At 53.1% G+C, this 23871-nt stretch carries 23 protein-coding genes and 1 other annotated feature; of the genes, 3 read left to right on the plus strand and 20 right to left on the minus strand.

Annotated features, from left to right (window positions below; genetic code table 11):
* Positions 1-24 precede the first annotated feature (24 nt).
* From AC27KL_RS03160 to tyrS, 4 genes are all read right to left on the minus strand, one after another.
* A complete protein-coding gene (locus AC27KL_RS03160) occupies positions 25-609 on the minus strand; it encodes a TetR/AcrR family transcriptional regulator (protein ID WP_487168819.1) in 585 nt (194 codons plus the stop codon).
* 182 nt (positions 610-791) lie between these two features.
* A complete protein-coding gene (locus AC27KL_RS03165) occupies positions 792-1205 on the minus strand; it encodes a GNAT family N-acetyltransferase (protein WP_339324638.1) in 414 nt (137 codons plus the stop codon).
* A gap of 193 nt (positions 1206-1398) precedes the next feature.
* Positions 1399-1869, minus strand: a complete 471-nt coding sequence (locus AC27KL_RS03170) for an ankyrin repeat domain-containing protein (RefSeq protein ID WP_487168820.1) — start codon at positions 1867-1869, stop codon at positions 1399-1401.
* 30 nt (positions 1870-1899) lie between these two features.
* Positions 1900-3171: a tyrosine--tRNA ligase gene (gene tyrS / locus AC27KL_RS03175; RefSeq protein WP_487168821.1), complete on the minus strand. Its 1272-nt coding sequence runs from the start codon at positions 3169-3171 to the stop codon at positions 1900-1902.
* Positions 3172-3227: 56 nt separating this feature from the next.
* Positions 3228-3478 (minus strand) — a binding site (T-box leader).
* 182 nt (positions 3479-3660) lie between these two features.
* Between tyrS and AC27KL_RS03180 the strand changes: the two genes are divergently transcribed.
* Positions 3661-4476 (plus strand): MBL fold metallo-hydrolase, encoded by an 816-nt coding sequence (locus AC27KL_RS03180; protein WP_487168822.1) that lies wholly within the window; start codon positions 3661-3663, stop codon positions 4474-4476.
* A 15-nt stretch (positions 4477-4491) separates the two neighbouring features.
* Positions 4492-5775, plus strand: a complete 1284-nt coding sequence (locus tag AC27KL_RS03185; protein WP_487168823.1) for an MFS transporter — start codon at positions 4492-4494, stop codon at positions 5773-5775.
* A 125-nt stretch (positions 5776-5900) separates the two neighbouring features.
* On the opposite strand, the gene pepF is transcribed toward AC27KL_RS03185, so the two are convergent.
* The gene (pepF, locus tag AC27KL_RS03190; RefSeq protein ID WP_487168824.1) at positions 5901-7700 is read right to left on the minus strand and encodes an oligoendopeptidase F; all 1800 of its coding nucleotides are present in this window, start codon (positions 7698-7700) and stop codon (positions 5901-5903) included.
* Positions 7701-8063: 363 nt separating this feature from the next.
* Here pepF and AC27KL_RS03195 point away from each other — a divergent pair, with 363 nt between their 5' ends.
* On the plus strand, positions 8064-8453 hold the full coding sequence (locus AC27KL_RS03195; RefSeq protein WP_487168825.1) for a hypothetical protein: 390 nt from the start codon (positions 8064-8066) through the stop codon (positions 8451-8453).
* 193 nt (positions 8454-8646) lie between these two features.
* Here the strand turns inward: AC27KL_RS03195 and AC27KL_RS03200 are convergent, their stop codons facing one another.
* From AC27KL_RS03200 to AC27KL_RS03270, 15 genes are all read right to left on the minus strand, one after another.
* Complete coding sequence (locus AC27KL_RS03200; protein ID WP_487168826.1) at positions 8647-9483, minus strand: hypothetical protein; 837 nt, start codon at positions 9481-9483, stop codon at positions 8647-8649.
* A gap of 294 nt (positions 9484-9777) precedes the next feature.
* Positions 9778-11850, minus strand: a complete 2073-nt coding sequence (locus AC27KL_RS03205; RefSeq protein WP_487168827.1) for a serine hydrolase domain-containing protein — start codon at positions 11848-11850, stop codon at positions 9778-9780.
* A 188-nt stretch (positions 11851-12038) separates the two neighbouring features.
* The gene (locus AC27KL_RS03210; protein ID WP_487168828.1) at positions 12039-14117 is read right to left on the minus strand and encodes an alpha-glucuronidase family glycosyl hydrolase; all 2079 of its coding nucleotides are present in this window, start codon (positions 14115-14117) and stop codon (positions 12039-12041) included.
* 37 nt (positions 14118-14154) lie between these two features.
* A complete protein-coding gene (locus AC27KL_RS03215; RefSeq protein WP_487168829.1) occupies positions 14155-14829 on the minus strand; it encodes a GntR family transcriptional regulator in 675 nt (224 codons plus the stop codon).
* 39 nt (positions 14830-14868) lie between these two features.
* Positions 14869-15669: a Nif3-like dinuclear metal center hexameric protein gene (locus AC27KL_RS03220; protein WP_487168830.1), complete on the minus strand. Its 801-nt coding sequence runs from the start codon at positions 15667-15669 to the stop codon at positions 14869-14871.
* A gap of 283 nt (positions 15670-15952) precedes the next feature.
* Positions 15953-16804: a VOC family protein gene (locus tag AC27KL_RS03225; RefSeq protein WP_487168831.1), complete on the minus strand. Its 852-nt coding sequence runs from the start codon at positions 16802-16804 to the stop codon at positions 15953-15955.
* A gap of 25 nt (positions 16805-16829) precedes the next feature.
* Positions 16830-17237 (minus strand): DoxX family protein, encoded by a 408-nt coding sequence (locus AC27KL_RS03230; RefSeq protein ID WP_487168832.1) that lies wholly within the window; start codon positions 17235-17237, stop codon positions 16830-16832.
* A 304-nt stretch (positions 17238-17541) separates the two neighbouring features.
* Complete coding sequence (locus AC27KL_RS03235) at positions 17542-17799, minus strand: hypothetical protein (RefSeq protein ID WP_487168833.1); 258 nt, start codon at positions 17797-17799, stop codon at positions 17542-17544.
* A 67-nt stretch (positions 17800-17866) separates the two neighbouring features.
* Positions 17867-18652 carry a VOC family protein gene (locus AC27KL_RS03240; protein ID WP_487168834.1) on the minus strand — a complete coding sequence of 262 codons (786 nt, stop codon included), beginning with the start codon at positions 18650-18652 and terminating at the stop codon, positions 17867-17869.
* Positions 18653-18673: 21 nt separating this feature from the next.
* Positions 18674-19483, minus strand: a complete 810-nt coding sequence (locus AC27KL_RS03245; protein ID WP_487168835.1) for a VOC family protein — start codon at positions 19481-19483, stop codon at positions 18674-18676.
* Between the two features lie 72 nt (positions 19484-19555).
* Positions 19556-19726, minus strand: coding sequence for a hypothetical protein (locus AC27KL_RS03250; RefSeq protein WP_487168836.1), 171 nt, complete (start codon positions 19724-19726; stop codon positions 19556-19558).
* 333 nt (positions 19727-20059) lie between these two features.
* Positions 20060-20557 (minus strand): DUF4358 domain-containing protein, encoded by a 498-nt coding sequence (locus AC27KL_RS03255; protein ID WP_487168837.1) that lies wholly within the window; start codon positions 20555-20557, stop codon positions 20060-20062.
* 4 nt (positions 20558-20561) lie between these two features.
* Positions 20562-21701 (minus strand): DHHW family protein, encoded by a 1140-nt coding sequence (locus AC27KL_RS03260; protein WP_487168838.1) that lies wholly within the window; start codon positions 21699-21701, stop codon positions 20562-20564.
* Positions 21702-21713: 12 nt separating this feature from the next.
* The gene (locus tag AC27KL_RS03265; RefSeq protein ID WP_487168839.1) at positions 21714-23120 is read right to left on the minus strand and encodes an MBOAT family O-acyltransferase; all 1407 of its coding nucleotides are present in this window, start codon (positions 23118-23120) and stop codon (positions 21714-21716) included.
* 38 nt (positions 23121-23158) lie between these two features.
* Positions 23159-23845: a GDSL-type esterase/lipase family protein gene (locus AC27KL_RS03270; RefSeq protein ID WP_487168840.1), complete on the minus strand. Its 687-nt coding sequence runs from the start codon at positions 23843-23845 to the stop codon at positions 23159-23161.
* Between the last annotated feature and the right edge of the window lie 26 nt (positions 23846-23871).

Below are 23871 nucleotides of genomic sequence, written 5' to 3' on the forward strand. Positions count from 1 at the left end.
GAAGAAGCGTCAACGAACGCTCCATCAACAATCAAGAACCGACAGCGCGACGGCTGCGATTTCTTCCAGCTCTTTCGGGTTATTGGACAGCTTCGCCGCTTGCGTCATCGAATACCTGACATGGTACAAATACCGCGCCAGCACATGCAGATCTTTGCCCGGCCCGATTTCTCCCTGCTTCTGAGCCCGAACGAGCGCTTCGTAAAAAGCTTTTTCAAGCCGTGTCCGATCTTGCTCGAACAGCGCCGCCATTTCCGGATCATGGGGGATCTGGTCAATCGCGCTGTGCAAAATCATGCATTCCTTTTTCCGTTCCTCATCCTGAAGCGTGGACACGATGATCCGAAAAATGTCGCTGATCGTTCGTTTCACCGATTCCGCTTGCTCCAGTTTGGCGACAACCGACGAGGATTTTTCGTGTAAGTAATGTTTGGCTGCCTTGATAAACAAATCCCTTTTCGTCCCGTACGTGTCGTACAGACTCTGGCGGGCGATGCCCAGTTCATCAAGCAGCGTTTGGAGCGATGTGCCATCATAACCGTAATGTCCGAACACTTCCATCGCCTTATGCAGGACAAGGGTCGTATCGAATTCTTTGTTCCTTGCCATCTAACGATACCTCTTTTCCAGGCCTCTTCTGCGGCCAGCAATTCGATTTTTTATCGGACCATTCAGTCTAAAACATGCGAATCCAAACCTCCTTCCTTTTCATGAACGTATATTATCATTTCCGGATCGTTCAGTCAATAATAATAAAATCTCCGAACCGCCGTTGCCGGCCAGTTCCCCCGTCAATCGTATTTTTTGTACATGCCGACGGAAGCAGGAGCTCCGTATTCAAAACCGAACTGCCGGTACAACCGGTCTGCCGGAACATCGGCCATCAGACTGACGTAAGCCCCTTTCGTGGCATGCCGATCCAGGTAAGCCGTCACCTCGGACATGATTTTTTTGCCGAGCCCTTGTCCCTGATGTTCGGGGGAAACGGCAATATCCACGACATGGAACATGCAGCCGCCGTCGCCGATCACCCTGCCCATGCCGATCAATTCCCCGTCAAGCCGAATCGTTACCGCAAACAGCGAATTTTTCAGTCCTCTGCGCGAAGCTTCGATATCCTTGCCGCTGAGGCCGGCCTTTAGCCGCAAATTGACGTATTCCTCCGCTTCGGGAGGCTCATATCCGATCTGGATCTGCTCATTCATGGCGTTGCACATCCTTTCTTTTAGGTCATATCTAATCATAAATCACCCCAAGTCCATTTGTCATCATTTCTCAGGTGTTCATTTCACTGAAACGCGTTTCTCCGGTTCCTCAAAATAATAATATACACATTCCAAAAATGAAGAGGAAAGCCGCTCGGCTTTCCCCTCCTTTGGTACATCCGCCGGAAGTTGCTTACCGTAACAATTCTATCATTTCCAGTTCTTCGCGGCTTCTGGCGATGTCGATCGGGGTCTGGCCGCTCCGGTCTTTTCGCGTTTTGTCGGCCCCCAGGCGCAGCAGCGCTTCGATGACATCCAGCCTTTCCTCGCCGTCGGAAACCTGCGTGTGGAGCGGCGTGCTTCCGTCCTCCGCTGCCGCGTTGACGTCCGCCCCATGGCGGACCAGGAGCGAAGCAATTTCGGGATACAGTGCGATATGCAGAGGCGTAATCCCATCCTCATTCCTGGCATGGATGTCCGCCCCCTGCCGAATCAAATATTCGACCATTTCCTCGTTATCCGTCGAAACGGCGCCATGGAGCACTGAAAATTCGTATTCGTCTTTCCCGTGAATCAACGACGGGTCCGCTTGCAAAACCCGTTTCACGGCCGTAAAATCATCGATCTCCGCCGCTTCGTACAAATCTTCGAACGTATAGGTCAATGTGGCCCCTTCCTTCCCCGATAAAACGTTTTAATGTCCTTGGTCAATCACGATTTTAACAAATTTCCTTTTGCCTGACTGCACGATGTCGCCATGTTGGATCCGGATCGGCTCGTACGGGTCCGACAGCTTTTTCCCGTTAATTCTGACCGCGCCTTGCGTTACGCTGCGCCTCGCTTCGCTGTTGGACGCCACGAACCCGAGCACGACCGGCAGCTTGCCGGCCGGAATGCTTCCTTCCTCCAAATGCTCGCGGCTTAGCGTAAATTCCTCAATATCTTCCGGAAGCGAGCGATGCTGGAATACGGAGGCAAAATGCCTTTCCGCTTGTTCTGCCGCCTGCTCGCCATGGTACATCTGAACATACGTTTTGGCTAATCGGACTTTCGCGTCGCGGGGATGGATCTCCCCGTTTTCAAGCCCTTTCTTCAGCAGAAGCAGGTCGTCGTTCGAGATCGGCGTACTCAATTCGTAGTATTTTAACATGAGTTCATCCGGGATCGACATCGCTTTTCCGAACATATCATTCGGCGAATCGTCGATGCCGATGTAATTGCTGAGGCTTTTGCTCATTTTTTGCGAACCGTCAAGCCCTTCCAAAATAGGCATCAGGATGGCGATTTGGCTGCTGCTGCAACCAAGTGCGCTTTGGAGCGTCCTCCCCATCAAAATGTTAAACGTCTGATCCGTGCCTCCGAGCTCGATGTCGCTTTCCAGCGAAACCGAGTCGAACCCTTGCATGAGCGGATAAAAAAACTCATGGATGTGAATGGGCTGACGATTCGCGTAACGTTTCGCAAAATCATCCCGCTCCAGCATTCGCGCCACCGTCACCTTCCCCGCCAACTGCAGCGCATCTTCGAAATTCAACTTTTGAAGCCATGCGGAATTAAAATAAAATTGGGTCTTTTGAGGGTCAAGAAGTTTATACAGCTGCTTTTCATACGTGGCGGCGTTACGTTTGACATCCTCTTCCGTCAGTTGCTTCCTCGTTTCGGATTTTCCCGTCGGATCGCCGATCCTCCCCGTAAAGTCGCCGATGATCAGCTGAACCTCATGTCCCAAATCCTGAAACTGCCTCAGCTTGTGCAGGGCGACGGTGTGACCGATATGGATGTCCGGGGCGGACGGATCCAGCCCGAGCTTCACTTTCAGCGGTTTTCCCGTAACGATCGACGACGCGATTTTTTGCGCCAACGCTTCTTCCGGAACGATGTCCGCCGTTCCTCTGCGAATGATGTTCAGCTGCCGGTCCAGCTCTCGTTTTTGCTCATCCGACAACTGTCGTATCCACGATTCCATGTGTGTCTCCCCCTTAAACTCAACCAGAAATAATAAAAAAACAGCCCTCTCTCCCATCAAGGGACGAGAAGGCTGTCTCGCGGTACCACCCTAATTAAAGAAGTTTGGAATAACCTCTTTCGCTTATTTGTCATAACGGCATCTGGACATGCCGGGTAAAAGCTACTGTGCGCGCATTTCGCTTTTCCAGCTCCGGATCGTAATTCGGGAACATGATCGCACCGGTTCACACCAGCCACCGGCTCTCTGCAGACGTCCATTCAAGCTCCTTACTGAAGGTGTACACCCTATCCATCATCGCTTTCCTGATATTCAATTTTTTCCATTTAATCAAAAAATGCCATGGATGTCAACGCCTCTCTTTCACCGGCATGGTCTATGTCCGACATGGATCTAACAATTATCCATTTACAAATCGGATCCGTTCCGGTATATGAAAAGAGCGGGGAGAAATGGTTAATCCATCCATAGGAGCGTGATCTGTAAACGATGAAAATTCACTTTTTGGGAACGGCGGCCGCCGAAGGCGTGCCAAACGTGTTTTGCCGCTGCGATACATGCTTGCAGTCGAGGAAGCTCGGCGGGAAAAACATCCGCACGCGTGCTTCCGTCATCCTCGACGACACTTGGAAATTCGATTATTCGGCCGATTCGCAGATGCAGGCTCTGCGTGACGATATCGATCTGGGCCAAATCGAGCATCTGCTTGTGACCCACACGCATTATGATCATTTTCAGCCGCAGGATCTCATCAGCCGGATCGAAGGCTTCGCGCACGGCATCGAGCACCCGCTACGGATTTACGGCAACGATCTCGTCATGTTTCATTCCCGCCAAGCCCTCGGACACTTCAAAAACCGTTTTGCTTTCCATCGCATGAAACCGTTTCAACCGATGCCGATCGGCTCTGCAACCGTGACGCCGCTCCTTGCGGACCACGACCCCATGGAAACCTGCTTGCTTTATTTCGTGGAGAAAGACGGCAAAACGCTTCTCTACGGCAATGATACCGGATGGTTTCCGGATGCGACCTGGGAGTGGCTGCAGGGCAAAAAAGCCGATATCGCGATCCTGGACTGCACCCATGGCTTGACGGGAAACAACCGCCAGTCCGGACATATGAGCGCAGATACCATCCTCGATGTTCAAAGCAAATTTCTGCAGGAAAAGATCCTGACCGAAAACGGTTTGATCTACGTTACCCACTTCACGCACAACGCCGGCCTGCTTCACGAGGACTGGGTCCGAATATTCGAGCCTCACGGCATCGGAGTGGCATACGACGGCCTGATCCTCCATGTCTGACTTTCAGGAGAAACCATGAACTTTACTCTGCGAAAAGGTTATCAAGGAAATCGCCAGCAGCCGGTCACCGTCATCGCCATCGTTACGGCGCTCTGTCTGCTCGGGGATTCGATGCTCTACATCGTTTTGCCGATTTACTGGAAGGAGGCCGGTCTCACGGCGCTTTGGGAGGTCGGCCTCCTCCTTTCGATCAACCGGTTTGTCCGCTTGCCCATCACGCCGCTGATCGGACTGCTCTATCGAAAACTGCCGCTCCGGGCCGGCCTTGCTTTTGCCGTCCTGCTGGCATCCATGACAACGGTCGGTTACGGCGTGTTGAACGGGTTCGCCGCGTGGCTCGTGCTCCGGTGCCTATGGGGGATTGCGTGGTCCTTTCTCCGCATGGGCAGTTACTTAACGGTCATCCGTTATTCCGACGATTCGAACCGGGGCCATCTCATGGGGCGGTTTAACGAAATTTCACGCCTCGGAAGCCTGGTCGGCATGTTGGCCGGAGGCATTTTGGTTCCGTTTACCGGCATGGATGCCGTCTCCGTCGCATTCGGGTTGTTTATGCTGGCGGGACTTCCTTATGTTGCGTTACATATCACCGGCACCACCGATCGGACGGCAAATGGCGGCGACGGTTCATACCGGCAAAAGAGGCGCGGCAACCTGCACGAGACCGTCTGGACGAAACCCGTAATGAAAATCATCGCTACCGGCTTGCTCTTATTTCTCATCCAAACGGTATTAACTTCTACGTTAAGTCTTCTGATCGAAACCCACTATGCGCAGCCGATGATGCTCATCGGCATGATCGTGACAAGCACGATGCTGTCGGGCGTGCTGCAAGCGGTTCGCTGGGCTTGGGAGCCGTTTCTCGCTTCTTTGTTCGGCCGATGGTCGGACGGAGTCAAGGGGAGACTGCCTCTTTTCCGTATGGCATTGATCGTTTCGGCGGCGGGATATGCCCTGATTCCGTGGCAGCTTCCCGTCTACGTTTGGTGCGCGGCCATCTTGTTCGTCATGGCAACCAGTACGGCCATCACCACGTTACTGGATGCTTTGGCTTCGGATGTCGCCCGCCTTTCTTCCGTCATCGCCGTCATGACCGCTTTTTCGGTTGCTGCGGATTTGGGATCGGCGATCGGCCCGATGCTGACGTATTTGATCCTCAACCTGCCTCACGGTATCATGTACACCTACATGGGAAGCGCCATCGTTTTGGTCGTGCTGGCGATATGGCATCGGCCAAATGCGCAGTTGGTTAACGAGGCCTCAAAAAAAAACTTGGGCTCTTTCGAAAAATCCCAATGATGAATGAAAGCTTGGAACCCTTTCACGTTCCGGACGACATGAACGAACAACGGCAGTCTCCGATGGTGTGCATCGGAGACTGCCGTTGTTGGATTCGGCTTCTTTGAACGTTTGCCGCAAACGGCTTAATACAAGCTTTCCAGCTCATCGATAAGCGATCCGACATAGGCAGCCGCGCTGCGGATCGGATCGGGCTGGGACATGTCCACGCCGGCCAGCTTCATCAAGTCCAGCGGGCTCATGGAGCCCCCTGCTTTAAGGACGTCGAGCCAGCGGTTCACGGCTGGCTGCCCTTCCTCCCGGATGAGTTTGGCTACCGCCGTGGATGCGGTAAGCCCGGCAGCGTAAGTATACGGGTACAAGCTCATATAGTAATGCGGCTGGCGCATCCAGGTCAACTTGGCATGGTCATCGATGACCACATCCTCTCCCCAGAACGAGGACAGGATATCCCCTTTCAGTTCGCACAGCTTCACGGCCGTGATCGGAACGTCGGCCATAGCCAGATCGTACACCCGGCGCTGAAGCTCTCCTTCAAGCAAATGGGTGACGAAATTGTGGTAGTAGGTGCCGAGCAGCTGGGAAATGACCCAGCGGCGCATCCTTGGATCATCGGAACGGGACAGCAAATGATCCGCAAGCAGAAGTTCGTTCATCGTCGACGGCGCTTCGATGAAATACAAGGACGGTCTGTAATTCGTCAAACGCTGGTATTTGCTTGCGAGCATGAGGTGGCCAGCATGACCGACTTCATGCGCGAGCGTAAAGGCGCCTCTCATGCTGTCCGCCCAGCTGATCAAAATATAGGAATGCACTCCCGGAATGGAGCTGCAAAAAGCTCCTGTTCTCTTACCGGCATTATCCGCATAGTCCACCCAACGGTCGCGGAAAGCGGCCGACACGATTTCCCCGTATTCCGGACCCAGAATCGATAGAGCTTCCTTGATCAGCTCGCCTGCCTCCTGAAAAGAAATGCTTGGATTGAACTCGGGATCAAGGGGAGCCTTCAAATCCGCAAACGTCATTTCGTCCAAACCCAGCACCCGTTTCTTAAGGGCGGCGTACTTTCGCATATGCGGCGCAAGTTCTTCCTGCAAAATATCCAAAATATTGTTATACATTTCTTTCGTGACCTGCTGGGGCGTGAGCAGCATGTCCGTGACGGAGTCGTATCCGCGCAGGCGCGATTCGATCACTTGCCGTTTCACTTCGGTGCCGTACGTTTCGGCAAACGTATTGCGGTATTTGTGCAGCGTTTCGCTGAAAACTTTGAATGAATTGCGGCGCAAAGCGGTATCCGATGATTCGACGTATTTGTTTTCATAAAGCGCAAACGACACCGGTACCTCCTCCCCTTCGCCGTTTAGGGCGGACGGGAACGTCATGTCTGCCAGCTTGCTGCGTTCATAGATGCGATAAGGCGCTCCCAAAATTTCGCCGAACGAAGCCAGTACCTTTTCGGTTTCTGCCGTCAATCGATGCGGCTTGGTTTGCAAAAGCAGCTGCAGGCTGCGCTTGAAATCCTCAAGGGCAGGTTGTTCTTTTATGTACTGCTCGATCGTTCCGTCAGGCAGCGCGATGATTTCCGATTTGATGAAAGACAATGCGGTGCTGACCAACGAAGATACATCCCGGGCTTTGGCCGCTTTGATCTGATTGTCCGGATTGATGCTGTCCCCCGACTGAAGCAGGTGAGCATAAGCGGCGGTGCGGTTGGTTCTGCTCAGGAGTTCTTCCTGCGCAACCAAACAAGCCAGCAGCGTATCCGCCCCTTCGCCGAGTTTCCCTTCGAACCGGGTAACGGAAGCGATATCCTGCTCAATCGCCTTCAGTTCCTGTTCCCATGCCTCCGGGGTCGCAAAAATATCGTCCAAATTCCATGTGGATTCCACGGCCACTTCGGACCGGGTCAAAATTTTCGCCATACGCTAAGCACCTCTCCCATGATATGAATTGACCAATGTTTAGCTCCAATAAATCCCATTGTATCATACTTTTTTACGCCGTCACCCGGAAGATTTGCACCTATCGACAGTAAAAATGGTAATTTTTACATAACCAGACTATTTAGGTTATGCTCGATGGCATGTCAGATCCGCTCCGGACGCCAAACGCTCCGGATTCCGAGCGCGGAAGCTCCGCGTCCCAGCCAAACTTTAGGATTTTTTAAAGAACGATTAAGGTTCCCCTCAGGTTTGCAGTTTACAATAACATTAGGCTGGTAACCCGCTTCCCGAAACTTTACGCAGACCATACGCACGATAAAACAAGAAAAGAGGATTTTCACCATGAACATAAAGCGAGTGATGATTGTCGGAACGATGGTAGTCATATTGTCCTTTGGAAACACCGCGTTAAGCGGCTCCATCACAAGCGCATGCCCGGCGCCGAAGTGGTCCTCCACGGACGCTCCGGAAAAAGACGATTTTTTGAAGGCACTCAACCAGACGTCCGACGAGGAATTGGTTCAATCTTTATACGAAGGCAAATCCCTGCATGACATTGCGTCAGAACAAGGCGGCGATATCGAAAACGTCATCGAGCTCCAGGTCGCCCAGCTTTCGAAACAGCTGGATGACCGGCTCCGGAGCGGCAGCATAACCGCAGAGCGGCATGCCGCGCATAAAGCCGAAATCAGGGAACTCGTAGAACAGAGCGTCTATACCTCCTTCGGCTGACGGAAGGTACATAAGAAGCAGATGCTCCGTGCCTAAATTTGATATTCTGCTCCGAAAACCCATAAGGACTTTCTCTCCATCGGAACGTTGCGGCGATTGCCGCTCCTTCCGGCGGGAGAAAGTCCTTATTGATGCATCAGGCGATGATGGACATTAATGGCCAAATGGATGATGCTCCATCCGGACCGTCTGATTAACGATGGAGAACGCCATGGATCTTCCGGTACAAACCCCGAACCCATCGAATGACCGTTGGCAGCAGCATCAGAGCGACGACGGCCCCGATGATCAAATACACGATTTGGCTTTTCCGTTCCTCCGACACCATGCGTTCCACGCTTGCTCCGATCAAAATGACGCGCTTCTCATCCTCCCCCGGCAACGCAAACGGCTCCAGCCGTCCATCGCGCGCCAAACCGATGACCGCCACGTGATCGCCCGGCGAAACGGCATAATAGCCGTAAGCCTTTTCTTTCGGGCTTTCGACCAAAAGCGGACGGGAAGAATCGCCTTCATAAATATTCGATAATTCATCCGCATCAACCGTAGAAGCATTCAAGGGCAGCCAGTCCGAGTAAAACCGGAACCAATCCGATTCCACGATGGCCCCGTTTACCCCTATCAAACCCGAAACCTCGGGCTTCCGGTCTTCATTTCGCTTATAGGAGCATCCGCTTTTGCTGCACTGCCAGTAGAACGTTTCCTTTTGGATCAGCGCGAAGTGAGCCCTAAGCTTGCCTTCGTCCGTGAAGGCGGCCGTGCCCTCGGCCTGGCCTTCAAGCTTGACCATGCCTGTCGTCTCGTCGGTCAGTTGATCGACCGGTGTCGCGTTTAATATGATCGACGTCAGCCGGGCCGAATCCCCATAAAGCAGAATCATGCCCAATAAAACCACGAATCCAAGCGCTTTTAAAAATCCGAACCAGAACCTGGATCCCCAGCTTTCCTTGGGGGTTTTGCGCTTGTTTTTGTTTTTGGATGCTTTCTTTTTGCGCGCATGGCTGTACTGGTATACATGTTTTTGTGCCAAAAATGCCGCTCCTTCCCCTATTTGCTGCCCGCAAACTTTTGTCGTTATCTTATACGTTTTCTTCAGCAGCGGGTTTCGTACGCGAGCATTTATGTCGGTCAGCCTGTTAGCCTTCGTCTGTTTCTGCCTTTCGCTCGGGCTGTTTTCCGGCAGCGGGGCGTTTAGCACCGTTCCCCCCGTTTTATCCCATAAAGCAAACATTAAAGCAATGACGTTTGAACCCAAAAAAAGGCGGACATCCCGGTATGTATTCCGGTGTCCCGCCTTTTTGCGCATAAACCAGTTAAAGATGGACTACTTTTTTAACGTAATGCCGAAGGTCGAACCCGCTTCCCCGGCAAAAACGACGGTTCCGTTCTTCGGCAGAACGACGTCGTTTTTCCCGCTGGCGACGGTGAAGTTCACGCAGGTTCCCTTTTCGTCATACACCGCATACGAACCCCGTGCCGGCATGTTGACCGTCATTCGTTTTCCGGCCGCCCCTTCCGGAATGGTGAACCACTTGGCATAGCCGTCAGGCTGGATCGTCACCGTGGACTGTTTCCCTTTATAGAGCGTTTTTACCTTTTCCCCGCTGACGTAAAGTCCCCCGGCTGCCTCCAGGTACTCCGTGCCGTTCTCCTTATAAAAATGGAATTCCGCCTGATCCCGGCCGCTCATGGCTGGAATCTGCAGCTGGCTTGCCGCCGTGTCGGGGCCGGTAATTTGCCTGTCTCCGAAGTATCCTTTCAAATCATCGGCCCGGGTGATTTCGAACGAAGGCTTCATCATGTACATCAGCGAATCGAATTTCTCGTTGATCGGATAGTACGTTTGGCCTTCTCGTTTCGACCACGCTTTTTCGGCTTCCTTGGCGATCGGGTGCTTTTCAAGCTTTTCCGCCAAGTATTGGGATACGGCAATTTGCCCTAAACCCGGTATGCTGGTGTATTCCCGGTCCCACAGGTACGTGCGTCCGTTTTTCTCCTTGACGAAAGCAAGCTTCGCGGTTCCTTCCGCGTTCACGAATGTCCCGTCCGCCGTGTAGACGAATTTTTGTTCCGGAACCCCGAACGCGCCTGGCATTGCCAGCGTAAGCTCCCCGTTTTGGATGGCGACGTGGATTTGTTGGCCCAAGGCACCATAATATCCTGCGTAATTCTTCACTTCGCTTGGCATGTCGGCCTTTACCGGCTTGCCGAACGATTTCTCGGGCTTGATCGCTTGGATCGCTCCCTTTTCCTTCAACGCTTGCAGCAGCAGTTCGGTGGCCAGCATCTGGTTCGTCGCACTGCTCCCCCCGGAAGACAAGACGGCAGCTGCCATGTTCTGCTCCGGAAGCACGACCAACGAAGCATGGTACAAAATGATGTCCCCGCCCTTGACCAAAGCCTTGATGCCATAGTCGTTAAACGGATACAGCCTTACGCTGTCCCAGCCGAGCCCGTAACCGACGGAACTGTCGGCTTCTTTAGGCCACAGTCCTTTTTTGTATTCCTCCTGCTGCATGGCTTGAATCGACTTTTCAGATAAAATTCCTTGTTGTTGTCCCGTAAACAGCTGCGAAAATCGCGCCAGATCCTCCGCCGTCGAGTAGATTCCGCCCGTGCCGATCACGTTCACCGTTACATTGGGAAGCTGCGTGTCAAATCCCGGATAATAAAGCCCGGCAAACTTGCCTTGCCCCAGGGGATCCTGCGAAGTTTTCGTATGATCCATGGACAGCGGGCCGGTAAAATGCTGATGGATGAATGCGGTAAAATTCATGCCGCTGACTCTTTCGACGAGAATTTCGGCCAGCGTGAACCCGTCGTTGCAGTATACGGAAAAGGCGCCCGGATCGGCCTTGAGCCGTTGCGATGCCAGCTGTTTAAGCAGCGTGTCATGCGCATACGTGTCTTGATCGTTGAACAGAAAAGCATTGCCCAGGCTGGACCCCTGCAGGCCCGAAGAATGGTTGAGCAGCATGCGCGGCGTAATTTGCTTATACCGCTCGTCCTTCATTGTAAAATCGGTTATGTACTTCACAACCGGGGTATCCAGGTCGATTTTACCTTCGTCGACCAGCTTCATAACGGCCGCTGTCGTAAACATCTTGCTGGTAGAACCGATGCCGTACATCGTATCCTTGGTCAGCGGAATCTTCCCTGCAGGATCGTTGAGGCCCGTTTGCCCCGAAGCCAATATCGTGCCACCGTCGATGAGCGCATATTGGACGCTGGTCGTCCCGTATTTTTCGGTAAGCAGCGCGGCTTTTTCGGCAGCGAATTGCTCAAGGCCTTGAACCGCAACGACAGCCTTGCTTTCGGATGCATGCGCCCCGGTCGGCACCAGCGGAGTCAGCGCAAGCGCGGCGGCCAGCAGCCAGATGAACTTCTTTTTCCTCATATAACGTACCTCCTTGGAGTAGGAATCTCATAAGTTAGTACGTATTACTAGCAAAAATGGTTCAACTTTCCACTAAAAAACAATAAAAAATGCAGGAGACTTGCGGCATAGCGCAAATATCCTGCATCCTGAAAGTTCCTTACCTTTTGCAGACCGGTCTAGTCCTGCGGCCTGCGGTCCGAAGAAGCTTAATAGATCGGGCGGCCGTGACGGTCTTCGATTCCCGACTTCCGGAAAAAGTACGTGTTGACGACATCTCTCCACTCCCTCGCATGCGCGAGCTGAATCTGAAGCCGTTCCATCACCTGTGAATGGCGTTTCGCATCGATTCGCCCTTCGAGTCCTTGCCAACGTTCGATGAAAGCCTCCACGCCTTCCACCCCTTCGAAGTGGCTGTCATAAATATGTTGAATCACCGTTTTGCCTGAATGCAGCGTATGGGTGTACGGCATGTGATGGAAAAAAAGCAGCAGCTCGTCCGGACAAGTCTCCGGCGATTCGTAACGCTCCATGTTTTCGGGAAAATACTGCGCCGTGTACCCCGTTCCGTCCTTCACGGTCCGATTCACGCCCATGCCGCGGCAATCGGCATAATGATACGTCCCCCATACGGAATATTCGTAACCGTCGACGTTCGGCCCGTAATGATGCCCCGGATTCACCATCCATCCGATCCCGAGCGGCGACGTATAACTTTCGTATACCCGCCAGGATTCGGCAAGCATGGAACGCAAGACTTGATAAACCTTCTCATCTTTGCCGAAAGTGAGCCCGATCCACTCCGCCGTGATCGCCTCTTCCGAAAGGTCCGGATTCCACGCCAACCGCCCGAAGCCGTAAAGATTGGCCTGCGCCAGCGTATGCCCGGTCCAATTCGGATCGTCTCCCACGTTGATGACTGCCGCCATTCCGGAATGCGCATAAGGGTACGTTTCTCCGGCAACGATCTTTTTTACTTCGGAACCTTTGCCCCGTGCAAAGGTATCAAAGTCAAGTACCTCCTTCCACTGCGGAACGAGATAACATACATGTTTTTGCTGGCCCGTGTATTCCTGCGTGATTTGAAACTCCGCCATTTGGTTGGTCTCCGGCATCGCGCCTAATAGCGGGGAAACCGGCTCCCTGACCTGAAAATCCATCGGCCCGTTTTTGATTTGCAAAACGACGTTTTGCTTGAACTGGCCGTCCAGCGGCTTGAAGTGATCATAGGCGGCTCTGGCCCGGTCGGTCGTGCGGTCTCTCCAGTCCTGCAGGCAGTTATAGACGAAACATCTCCAGACCACGATGCCGCCGTACGGTTCGAGCGCCTCCGCAAGCATGTTCGAGCCGTCCGCATGCGTCCGGTTGTAGGTAAAGGGGCCGGGCCGGTGCTCCGAATCCGCTTTCACCACAAATCCTCCGAAATCGGGGATGTACCCGTAAATTTCAGCGGCCTTTTCCTTCCACCATGCCCGCACGCGGGAGTCGAGAGGATCAGCCGTATCCAGCCCTCCCAGCTCGATCGGGCTCGCATAATTGACGCTGAGGAACAAGGCGATTCCGTACCGGCGGAAAATTCCGGCCACCTCCGCCACGTCCGGCAAAAACCGGGACGTGATCAGCTGCGTTTCGGTCTTGTGGACATTCACGTTATTAATGGCCACGCCGTTAATGCCGACGGAAGCCATCAGCCTCGCATAATCCCTGATCCGAGCCTGGTCCCGAACAAACTCGTTATCCTTGAAAAAGATCGATTGCCCGGCGTATCCGCGTTCGATCGAGCCGTCCATGTTGTCCCAGTGGTTCATCATGCGGAGCCCGTTCCGCGGATTTTCCAGAATTTGCAGTCCGCTCGGCAAATCTCCGGTTTGCATCAGCCTCAATAAATGAAACGTGCCGTACAGTACGCCTTTGCCGGATTTGCCCGCTACGAGAATCGACTCTCCCCCGTTTTCCGGGACGGACCGGATGACATAACCTTCCTCGTGCAAATCGTGGAATGGCGCTAGTTCCCGCAACCGTTCCGGCAATGCCTCGTCGAATTGGACGAGCCGGACGACGTTCGCTTCAAGGCCATTTGGATCTTCCCCCGTTTCCGGCACCGTCCCGGTCATCTCCGTCATGCCGTAAACAAGCTCCGCCAGTGCCGAATGGATTTGTTCCGACGAGCCATGGACGGTAATTTTGGTCAAACGCGGGATGTCTTCAAGGGATTCATTTTTCGTATACCTCAACCAGCACGGATCGGCATTCGAATAAGGAAGCTTATCGTTTTTATCAAGCGTCATTTTCGTTTCCCCTTTCGTTTCTCCTCTATGCATTGCTTTAAATAAAGTAGTGCGGGTACTTTTCCTTCAACATGTCCTGTTCGATTACGACGAGCCGCAAATGGTTTTCCATGATTTGTACGGCTTGCTCCTTCTCCTGCCGTATAATGAGTTGGTACATTTCTTTATGCTGCTGGATGATATGCTCCCAATTGGAGTCCTTCGACAGACGCAGCAGCCGGAGCCGGTTGAAATGGATATTCAGCTGCTGCAGCATTTTCCAGGTTCGTTGCTTCCCCGAAGCTTCAAACAAAATTTGATGGAATTCCTCATCCAATTCGTACAGTTTGCAAACATTGTTTTGGGAGGCGCAAACCTCCTGCATCGCGATGTTGGCTTCCATGCGAAAGCGAAAATCATCCCCGAACTGTCCGCAAGCCAGCGCCACGATCTCTTTTTCGATTTTTTCCCGGATAAAACGGCCTTCCTCGACATGCCTCAGATTGATTCGGGAAACGATGGTGCCGCTCTGCGGGATGATGTCGAGCAGCTCCTCCTCCGCCAGTTTCATGAAGGCTTCCCGAACGGGCGTCCGGCTGACGTTCAGCTCGCTGGCGATCTCTTTTTCCGAAATTTTCGTTCCCGGCTCAAGCTCCAGATGCATGATTTTATTCCTCAACAATTGATAGGAGTAATCCCGGGTCGATCCTTTGATCTTTTGTTCCATTGACATACGGCAACCTCTTTCTGCATTCGCTTCTAGGGTAGTCATTCATATGATTTGCAGCGGCGACGGCGTCCGGACGAATTGAACCGGCATGCCCGGGACCAGATCCCCGATCAGTTCCGCCAGCAGTTCCATGCCCGGCTCTTCGCTGGCCGCATGACCCAATACGAACAACGAACGGCCGATGCCTTGGGCTGCCGCATCTCGGACGTATTCCGGCGTTTCCCATTCGGGACCTTCCCCGGCGAGCAGGAGATCGACTTCCGCCTTCTCGTACAAAGGAATGGCTACCTCGCCGCCCCCCCGGTATCCTACGGCGATGCCGATGGTTTGACAGGCGGTTTCCATGCTCCCTGCCGCGCGCAGATAGGGAAGATGAAGTTTGCTTTTGACATGGGACGCGATATCGCGAATCCGGCGCGCTTCGGGCAGGGTCACCACAACCGCGGCATCTGAATAGTTGTGCTCGTACCGCTCCCACTCCAATGCGCGAAGCAGTCCCCGGGTGATCAAATCGGGATTTGTCCGGTGCGGATGGTCATGATACCGATAGATCGCCATTCCTGCCGATTCAATGAAACTTTCCTTCATGAGTCGAACCCGATTGCGATCGTCCGTCTCCCTCCTGCCTTCCCGATGGCGGTAAAACGCCCCTTCATGGGTAATCAGCAAATTGGCGCCAAGCGCCGCCGCTTCCTTGATCGCTTCGTAAGAGGCGACAAACGATACCGCGATGCCGCGGACGGCCGTTTGGCCGCTTCCCGCAACGATGCCGTCCACCGTGGTTTCGTATGGCCCGAATGCACGATGCAGTTTGTCGATCACATTCTGTACGGTGATGCTCAAACGTTTCCCCTCCCCATGGCGCATGCTCCATCAAAGGCACACTAGTATAACTAGTATGGTAGTTTGGTTTGTCTTATTGTAATGGACAATGTTCATCAATACAATCATTGAATTTAATCACTTGGCTGATAAATGTTAGAAACCGGATTTGTATAGCGGCATCTGATCGAACCATCGTGGAAGCGATATCCTCGAAGCTCATCTACTCAGGCAAAATCAGCAAAAAACCCATCGCATGGCCTAATGCCTGCAAATGGGCTTGAATCAATCCGTATTGGCCGGTTTAAATCAACAGCCGGATCCGGTTATGGGACGAATCTTCCGTAATCCAGGCAGCTTGGCTCTCATGGACGGTAACACCCATGGCCTTCAGCCGCTGAGCGGCGCTTTTTCTCGCTTCCTCGTCCGGAAATACGATATCGAAGGAAGCCAACCCGGCGCTGTTTTCCGCGGGCGCAGGAGCGCCTACCCCATTCCAGGTATTTAACCCGATGTGATGATGATACCGGCCCGTCGAGATAAATAACGCCTGGTTGCCAAGCCGGCTGACGACATCGAATCCCAGCCCATGGCCATAAAATGATTCGGCCTCTTGCAAGGAGGAGACATGCAGATGGATGTGCCCCATCAACGTCTCCGCAGGAAGGCCGTCCCATTGGGCTCCCTCCCCTTCCTGCAAAAGATCGCGAATATCAAGGGCTCGGGTATCCATCACGACCTGCCCGTTGGCCCACGCCCATGACGATGACGGCCGGTCGGCATAAATTTCGATGCCGTTGCCGTCCGGGTCCGCCAAATACAGGGCTTCGCTGACCAAATGATCCGACGCCCCTTGAAGCGGAATCTGGTGCTGGATAAAATGCTGCAGCACGCGGGCCAAATCGGACCGGTTCGGCAGCAGGAGCGCAAAATGGTACAAGCCTGTCGTGCGCGGCTGTTTCGGCGAAACCTGTTCGGGTTGTTCGATCGATAACAGCGGGGTTTTGCCGTCCGCCGTCAAGATCGCTTTTCGGCCTGACTGCTCCAAAACGCGAAATCCGATCACATATTGATAAAAGGCAAGCGAACGCACCAAATTGGAAACTTTTAAGTCCACCTGGCCGATAAAGGTGTGCGGTTTACGATGAAAGTTCATGTTACGCCGAGTCCTCCGTTTTGATTTATTGTTGTTTCGATCGAACAATGAGATTGTCCAATGCGAGCGATGAGCGGTTGCCGATGATGAAGTACACGGAAATGATCAGCAGCGCCAGGTCGATTTCGTAACCCGGAGATTGGTTGCTCCCCAAAAAACCTGCGGCCAGTTTTACCTTGAAGATCGCTCCGGCCATAATCAAGACAAACAAGCACGCGATCACCCGCGTTCCAATCCCGAGAATCATGGCAGCTCCGCCGATGAGCTCGATCGTCGCCACGATGTAAGCCGCAAAACCCGGCAGACCCAAGCTTTCAAAAAATGAGGCCGTGTTGCCGATGCCTCCTTGGAACTTAGCCAAACCGTGGGCGAAGAAGGCAGCTCCTAAAAAAATCCTCAACAGCAACGCGCCGATGTCTTGTTTTCTTGTCATGAAAAGAATTCCTCCCTGATAACCTATTGGACTTATCGTTATTTTTGTAAGTTAATTACTTTATGTTTGTGATTATATTTTGACTAGCGATTAATGTCAAGTAAACTAATGTTTTTTGTGAGTTTTTCAATAGAAAGAAACCTTGGACGGAAAACAAAAGGACGATATTCCGGGCAAGTCGATTGACCTTGGAAATCGTCCTTTCTATTTTGTCTTCAAATAATGCTCCAGCCGCGCCATGACCGGGATCCCGTCGATCGTCATGCCGTCAAGGCGGCAGTTGCTCATGTTCACCTCGCTCAGGTTACATCCTTTGAATCGGGCCGTGTTGTTCGGTAAAAATCTGCGCAAAAATGTCGAAATCGAAGTCGTCGATTTCGTCCGCCGGAACGTCAAACGGATTCAACGGATGCAGACGGTTCATTTCGAACCCGAAGGAACCTTCGCGCGTATCCCTTACATATGCGCCCTCTGCAAACCATTTGAATAGGGAGTCGTAAGCCTCCTCCATTCGGGTCCGGTTTCCCTGAACGGTCATTTTCGCAAACCGCTTGGCAGGCATGGTGATCGCCTCGAGTTCGTCAGGCAGCCCGTCAAAATGATTTCGGGTATTTCTACGATTTCCACGTTCACGACGCCAACCCGGCATGCCGCTGGCAAACCATCACGATATTCCCGTCCTCGTCCCGAATGTTGAAAAACGACACGCGGGGCAGCCTTTGAATGCCGTAAACGATCTCGAAGCCGATTTCCTCCGCTTCTTTTGCGGCTTTTTCGATATTGTACGTGCCCAATTGAAAAAGAACCGGCCCCCGCTCGGGAATGGGCACGTCCTCCATCCCGTTGGAATCCAAAATGAGTTCCGTCCCGTTATCCAGATGAAACACGTGCAGATGATCGAAACGGTCCTCCGCCCTGACCTCCAGCCCCATCAGCTTGGCATACCGCTCCACTGCGCTGTTCAAGTCCCGCACCCACAAAAATGCGGCTTGAATATGCGGATCGATGCTGCAATGGGCCCGGCTGCCGTCGATTCCGCCGAACGCCAGATGATACCCGTCCGGATCGGCGATCACGAATTCCTTCCAGGGTCCGCCGTCTGCGTAGATGACCGGTTCTTGAGCGATGATGGCGCCTTTGGACTTGAATTCTTCGTAGAGGCTGTCCAGCGCGGCCCATGTATCGACATAGGCGGAAACATCGATGCCAAGCTCCGCTCCCGGTTCAGGCGGGTTCGGATGTACGGCGGTCGGGTCCGGAGCCTGATGAAGTTTGAGCGCAAGCCCGGTGAGTCCGTCGCGTTCGGCCCACCAGTCCGTCACGTCGAAACCAAGAACCTCCCGGTAATACTGCCTGGAGCGTGCCAAATCGGATACGGACAATACGGTTAATGAACTGCTGATTTGCCTGGACACGTTTTCACTTCTCCTTTTCGATTAAATATGCATATGCGCGACGACGATGCGGTTGCCGTCGGGATCCGCGAGGGCAAATTCGCTCAGATCCGGAAAGCGGCAGGGTTCGCCCGCAATCTGAAACCCCTGGTCTCGGGCGAATGCGAAAGCGGCATCAAAATCGTCCGTCTCGAAATAAAACACTTCCGTAAAAGACTCCTGATTTAAATAACGGTTATGATCGAGCAGCAGCGCGGCGCCGGAATCCGTCGGCACGGAATAGATGCGTTCCTCTGCAGCCGATCCGTCAAAAGGCACGCCCAAAAGATCGGAATACCAGCGCGCAGCCTCCGGCATGTTCTTTACGTCGACGAACACGCCTCCGACGCGCGGCAAAATCGGACTAACGTTGCTCGGCTCGGTTGGCAATGCCTCCCCCGCGTGCTCAGCCCAGCACGCCATATGGACGTTCCCCTCCGGATCGCGGAAATTGAAGAAGGCCATCGTGCCGTGCCTTTCCGGCTCATCGATCGGTTCGCCTTTCTCCCGTACATGCCTAAAGGCTGCATCGATCTCCTGCGCTGCGAACATGATGCGAGGCATCATCCCTTCGTCCCAATCGGGGTTTTGCCGGTTCACGCGGTTCGAATCGAGAATCAAATGCGTGCCTTGAAAATCAAACCAATAGACGGGTCCTCCGTTCAGCCGTTCCTCCATCAGCGGCAGTCCCAATAAACGGCTGTACCATTCCGCCGACGTGCGCAGATCCGTCACGTGCACGAACACGCTCGCTACCCGGTTCGCAAGCGGGATGCCGGCAGCAGCCTGAACGCCATTGCCATGATTAACCAATAAGAACCAACTCCCTTTCCGAAATTTGAAGCGTCAGACCTGTTAAGCGATGTGTCCTTTCCTCCATGCGGATCATGGTAATTGATGTTTCTCCCTCGCCGAGCATCCAATCGATTTCTTTGCTGCCCCGCCGCGCGATTTGAAATTCGAATTCGCCGGCGTACCAGTCCGCTGCCAGCCTGCATCCGGGACCGGAAGAATCACCCTGCCGAAGCGCTCCAGCATTGTTAGCTCGGGCGGCATGGAGTTCCTCCTTTCGATCGGATCTGCTTACTTCATATGAATAACGATGCTTTTAAATCGATCTGATTTTACCACACATTTGTTCCCATTTTCCATACTTTTCCTCACAATGCCGAAAAAAACAGTCAGAAACCGTGCAGCCTGTCAAACAGGTTTTGTGAACCGGTCAGGGAACGTTCCGAATCGCTGTCGTCAGGTTCCTGAATCTCTGCTCCCATGAAAAAAAGCCGCGCGGTTTCGCGGCTTCGTTGCAATTGCGTTTTATCGCTGGCCCTTTGACAGTAAACTATGATCATTTGATATCTATCTGTGCATCTATCCAGTCAAAAAGCATCAAAACGCATCGTCGAACGCTTTTTCCATCTGCTCCGCTTCCTGGGATACAGCGAAAAAGACGAACGAACCTTTGGTTTTCAGCACATGGTTTTCCACCAGAAAAAACTCGTTGGGGCGGTAATCCTTGAATTTGATTTTTTGCGCGGCAATCCGCTGCCCGATGCTGGCTTTGACGTTTTCCGCCTGCTGCGGATCCTTCAGTTGGATCACTGCCCATTCATCCGCTCTTACGTTCGAGTTCGACGTGTAAAGGATGAAGCCCTCGACCGCGTCCGGATCGATATTGTACAATTTCTGCAGCTTTTTCAGGTCTCCCTTTTTCATTTCTTTCAAATCTGCCGCCTGTCCGACCTTTTCCCCGATTTCATCGAGGGACGTCGCGGCGGTTCCTTCACCCCTCCCCCCTGCGCACCCGGATAACAGACCGATGACGACGGCGATTGCGAGGATGGCGGCAAGCCAGCCCCATGTTTTTCCTTTCCATGACGTACTCATAAAATCACTCCGATATGTGTTTGATGGACGGGTCTTCGCAAAACGTGATTGCGTTGTATAACAGCAGCATCTCCCGAATGCCGCGTTCCTTCACCAAAGTCGCCAGATCGTCCTCGTAATAACGAAGATCCACCACGTCAATTTCGCCGAAATGCCTCAGCAAAAACGGAATGAAGCTGTTTGCGTACGAATCCTTGACGACCAGCAGCTTTCTCCCGTTCTTCTGACCCGTTTGGATCCGAATCAGCGCGTGGTTGCCGTTCAAAAAGACCGCATATTTATCCTTCTTCTGCAGCTGATCCATCGCATACAACGAATCGGTGGTCAGCCCTTCGTCGACATACGAGACGGTATAGGCTTCCGGATGCTTTGGCAGATAGAGCTGGATGGGGTCGGGCTTCACATGCCTGAACCCGCTTTTGGAATATAGCGAACCAAAGAAGGCGTCGGTCACCTGCCGGATTTGAAACTCCTCCTCTTTTTGCGGATTCAACCCCATTTCCTTGCACAGCTCCAGATAGGCGGCAAAAGCGCCTTTCGTAGTCCAGTGATGGTCGGTTCGATAAAAAATAGGCTGCTCCCGTACCGCATATAATGCGGGGAACACATCGACAAAACGGATGCCGGGAGGCATCATCTGCCGAATCTTGCCCAAATAAGCCTCCTCGGCGCCGGTTTCGGCGTATTTCGGCAGCTTGTCTTGAAGCACGGCCGCTGCCGTCGGCACGATCATCGCATATTTACGCAAGCCTGGCGTCGCTTGGTCAAACGCATGGATGGCTTGCATTTTGGCTTCCAAATCCCCTTCTGCCGGAGGGACGAACTTCTGGATCAGGTAACCGCCTTTTCCAAGGTAAACGCCGTTGCTTTCTTTTTTTCCCATGGCGCGGTCCGCGTCGGTTTTCGCTCCGATCCATAAGTCGCGTAGGGCAAATTGATCGGACACGTAAGCCTCGAAATCGGAAGTAAAGTCGCCCGAAAGCAGCGATGCGAACGTAAAATGCGGCATCTGCTTCAGCATGCGGTTCTCCGATTCCGAAAAGGTCCGGTCCGGCGCAGCCAGATTCAGGGCGAGTATGATGCCGATAAACAGCGGCAGCAATACCGCCGGCGTTTTTTTGTTGACATTTTCGAACTTGTCCATGGCCGCCCTCCTTTAAAATCGAAAGTATAAAAACGGATTGTACGTTGCGTTGACCAGGTAAGCCGTCGACAAAGCCATGAACACGAGATACAGGAGCGGAACGGCGATGGCGCCGGCCGTTTTCCATTTCGTTTTCACGTACGCGAGCATTTTGCTCGGAAACGGAGTCGCGCAAAAAGCTAATACGACCAGCAGCGCAGCGTTCGTGGACAGCGCGTAAAGCGCTTGACGATCCGCAAAACCGTGCCCGCCGAAGCCGAACAGCACGCCGATGAATTGCATGGCGGCCGCCAAATGCTCCATTTCGAACCATACCCAGCCGACGATGACGATGAGCAGCGTATAGACATGCCCGATCCATGCCGGACAACGGCTCAGCCACCGCAGCAGGAACAGCTTTTCGATCATGACGAAAAAACCGAAATACAATCCCCAGACGATAAAATTCCAGCTGGCGCCATGCCAAAGACCGGTCAAAAACCACACGGCCAGCACATTCCGAAGCTGCTTCGCCATGCCCTGCCGGTTGCCGCCAAGCGGAATATACACGTATTCCCGGAACCAGGCGCCAAGCGAAATATGCCATCTGCGCCAAAACTCCGTGACGCTTTTGGATATGTAGGGGTAGCGGAAGTTCTCCATGAAATCGAAGCCGAACATTTTGCCGAGGCCGCGCGCCATATCGGAATACCCGCCGAAATCGAAATAAATTTGCAGCGTAAACGCGATGATCCCAAGCCAGGCGGACAGGACGGAAAGCTCGGCGAACGGCTCCGCTTTGACGCTTGTCCACAGCAACCCGATGTTGTTGGCCAGGAGCACTTTTTTGGCGAGGCCTCTCATGAACAGCTCCGCCCCTTCGCCGAAACGGGCCAAGCTGACGCTGCGCGAAGCAAGCTGCCCGGCGATGTCGCCGTATTTGACGATCGGGCCCGCGACAAGCTGGGGGAACATCGTCACGTACGCCCCGAAAGCGATGAAATTCCTCTGTACCGGCACTTTGCCCAGATAGACGTCCACGACATAAGACATCGTTTGGAACGTATAAAACGATATGCCCACAGGCAGCGGCAGATCGGCCGTTTGCAGATGCAGATGAAATAATTGGTTGATGTTCTCCGTGACGAACCCGGCGTATTTAAAGAACCCGAGAATGCCCAAGCTGCCGACCATCGAGCCGAAAAATACGGATCTGGCGATCCATTTCCGATACCTGTACTTATCGATCAGCAGACCGTTGAAGTAATCGAACACCGTGGAAAATACCATGATCAAAATGTATACGGGCTCGCCCCAGGCATAAAAAATCAAGCTTGCGACAAAGAGGATGGCGTTCCGCAGCTTCCTAGGCGACGCATAATAAACCAGCAGGGTGACGGGCAGAAAAAGAAACAAAAAGATCAGACTGCTGAAAACCAACCCGCGTCACCTCCAAAAGGGACTGATCCGCCGCCATGTTATTTCGCCTGCTCCTTCAGAAACTCCAGCAATTTCGCATAATAGTCCGGTTTAAAATGAATGCCGTCCGCATCATAGAAGTCAGAGCTGCCAGCAAAGATTGGAGCCAAATCGACGAAGCCGATGCCTTCCTTGTCGGCCAGCGCTTTGACCGCTTGATTGTAATCGGCGATGTTTTTATAGCGCGGTTCTTCTTTGACGGCTTCCTCCGTAACTGGCGTAACCGTCAAAAGCGTGATATTGGCTTGCGGAAGCTTGTCCTTGATAATGCCAATCAGTTTGACGTAGTTTTTCATGGAGTAAGCTATGGGGTCGTCCGTCGGCCATAAAATGTCGTCAGAGCCCAATTGAATAAACACCTGCTTTGGATTGCGCTTCGTGAGCTCGTCGATGTCTTTCAGCGCGAATTCCGCCGTTTTCCCGGCGCCGGCCAGCACGTTTTTCTCGTCGAGCACCTCATGGAAGGACAGCCCCTCCGTAATGGAATCCCCCAGAAACACGCTGTCTTGAAAGATCCTCTGATACGTATCGGCGGTCGTTTCCGTCACCGCAGCATCCCCCTGTTCCTGCGCTTGCGTTGTCTGTTGTTGGGCCTGCTTGTTCGTTGAATCGTTTCCGCAAGCCGCCAAAGCCAGCGCGAAGCTCCCCATAAGTATCGTCGTCACGATTTTTTTGTTCATGTCCATCTACCTTCCTAGAATCGAATTTCCAT

This window comes from Paenibacillus sp. YAE3, assembly GCF_057546105.1.

What these genes read in the sequence shown, in the direction of transcription:
- AC27KL_RS03160 (WP_487168819.1), bottom strand. Translation starts at nt 609, where the DNA reads ATGGCAAGGAACAAAGAATTCGATACGACCCTTGTCCTGCATAAGGCG.
- AC27KL_RS03180 (WP_487168822.1), top strand. Translation starts at nt 3,661, where the DNA reads ATGAAAATTCACTTTTTGGGAACGGCGGCCGCCGAAGGCGTGCCAAAC.
- AC27KL_RS03255 (WP_487168837.1), bottom strand. Translation starts at nt 20,557, where the DNA reads ATGAGTACGTCATGGAAAGGAAAAACATGGGGCTGGCTTGCCGCCATC.
- AC27KL_RS03185 (WP_487168823.1), top strand. Translation starts at nt 4,492, where the DNA reads ATGAACTTTACTCTGCGAAAAGGTTATCAAGGAAATCGCCAGCAGCCG.
- tyrS (WP_487168821.1), bottom strand. Translation starts at nt 3,171, where the DNA reads ATGGAATCGTGGATACGACAGTTGTCGGATGAGCAAAAACGAGAGCTG.
- AC27KL_RS03225 (WP_487168831.1), bottom strand. Translation starts at nt 16,804, where the DNA reads ATGAACTTTCATCGTAAACCGCACACCTTTATCGGCCAGGTGGACTTA.
- AC27KL_RS03195 (WP_487168825.1), top strand. Translation starts at nt 8,064, where the DNA reads ATGAACATAAAGCGAGTGATGATTGTCGGAACGATGGTAGTCATATTG.
- AC27KL_RS03210 (WP_487168828.1), bottom strand. Translation starts at nt 14,117, where the DNA reads ATGACGCTTGATAAAAACGATAAGCTTCCTTATTCGAATGCCGATCCG.
- AC27KL_RS03230 (WP_487168832.1), bottom strand. Translation starts at nt 17,237, where the DNA reads ATGACAAGAAAACAAGACATCGGCGCGTTGCTGTTGAGGATTTTTTTA.
- pepF (WP_487168824.1), bottom strand. Translation starts at nt 7,700, where the DNA reads ATGGCGAAAATTTTGACCCGGTCCGAAGTGGCCGTGGAATCCACATGG.
- AC27KL_RS03260 (WP_487168838.1), bottom strand. Translation starts at nt 21,701, where the DNA reads ATGGACAAGTTCGAAAATGTCAACAAAAAAACGCCGGCGGTATTGCTG.
- AC27KL_RS03235 (WP_487168833.1), bottom strand. Translation starts at nt 17,799, where the DNA reads ATGCCTGCCAAGCGGTTTGCGAAAATGACCGTTCAGGGAAACCGGACC.
- AC27KL_RS03250 (WP_487168836.1), bottom strand. Translation starts at nt 19,726, where the DNA reads ATGCCGCCCGAGCTAACAATGCTGGAGCGCTTCGGCAGGGTGATTCTT.
- AC27KL_RS03165 (WP_339324638.1), bottom strand. Translation starts at nt 1,205, where the DNA reads ATGAATGAGCAGATCCAGATCGGATATGAGCCTCCCGAAGCGGAGGAA.
- AC27KL_RS03270 (WP_487168840.1), bottom strand. Translation starts at nt 23,845, where the DNA reads ATGGACATGAACAAAAAAATCGTGACGACGATACTTATGGGGAGCTTC.
- AC27KL_RS03205 (WP_487168827.1), bottom strand. Translation starts at nt 11,850, where the DNA reads ATGAGGAAAAAGAAGTTCATCTGGCTGCTGGCCGCCGCGCTTGCGCTG.
- AC27KL_RS03215 (WP_487168829.1), bottom strand. Translation starts at nt 14,829, where the DNA reads ATGTCAATGGAACAAAAGATCAAAGGATCGACCCGGGATTACTCCTAT.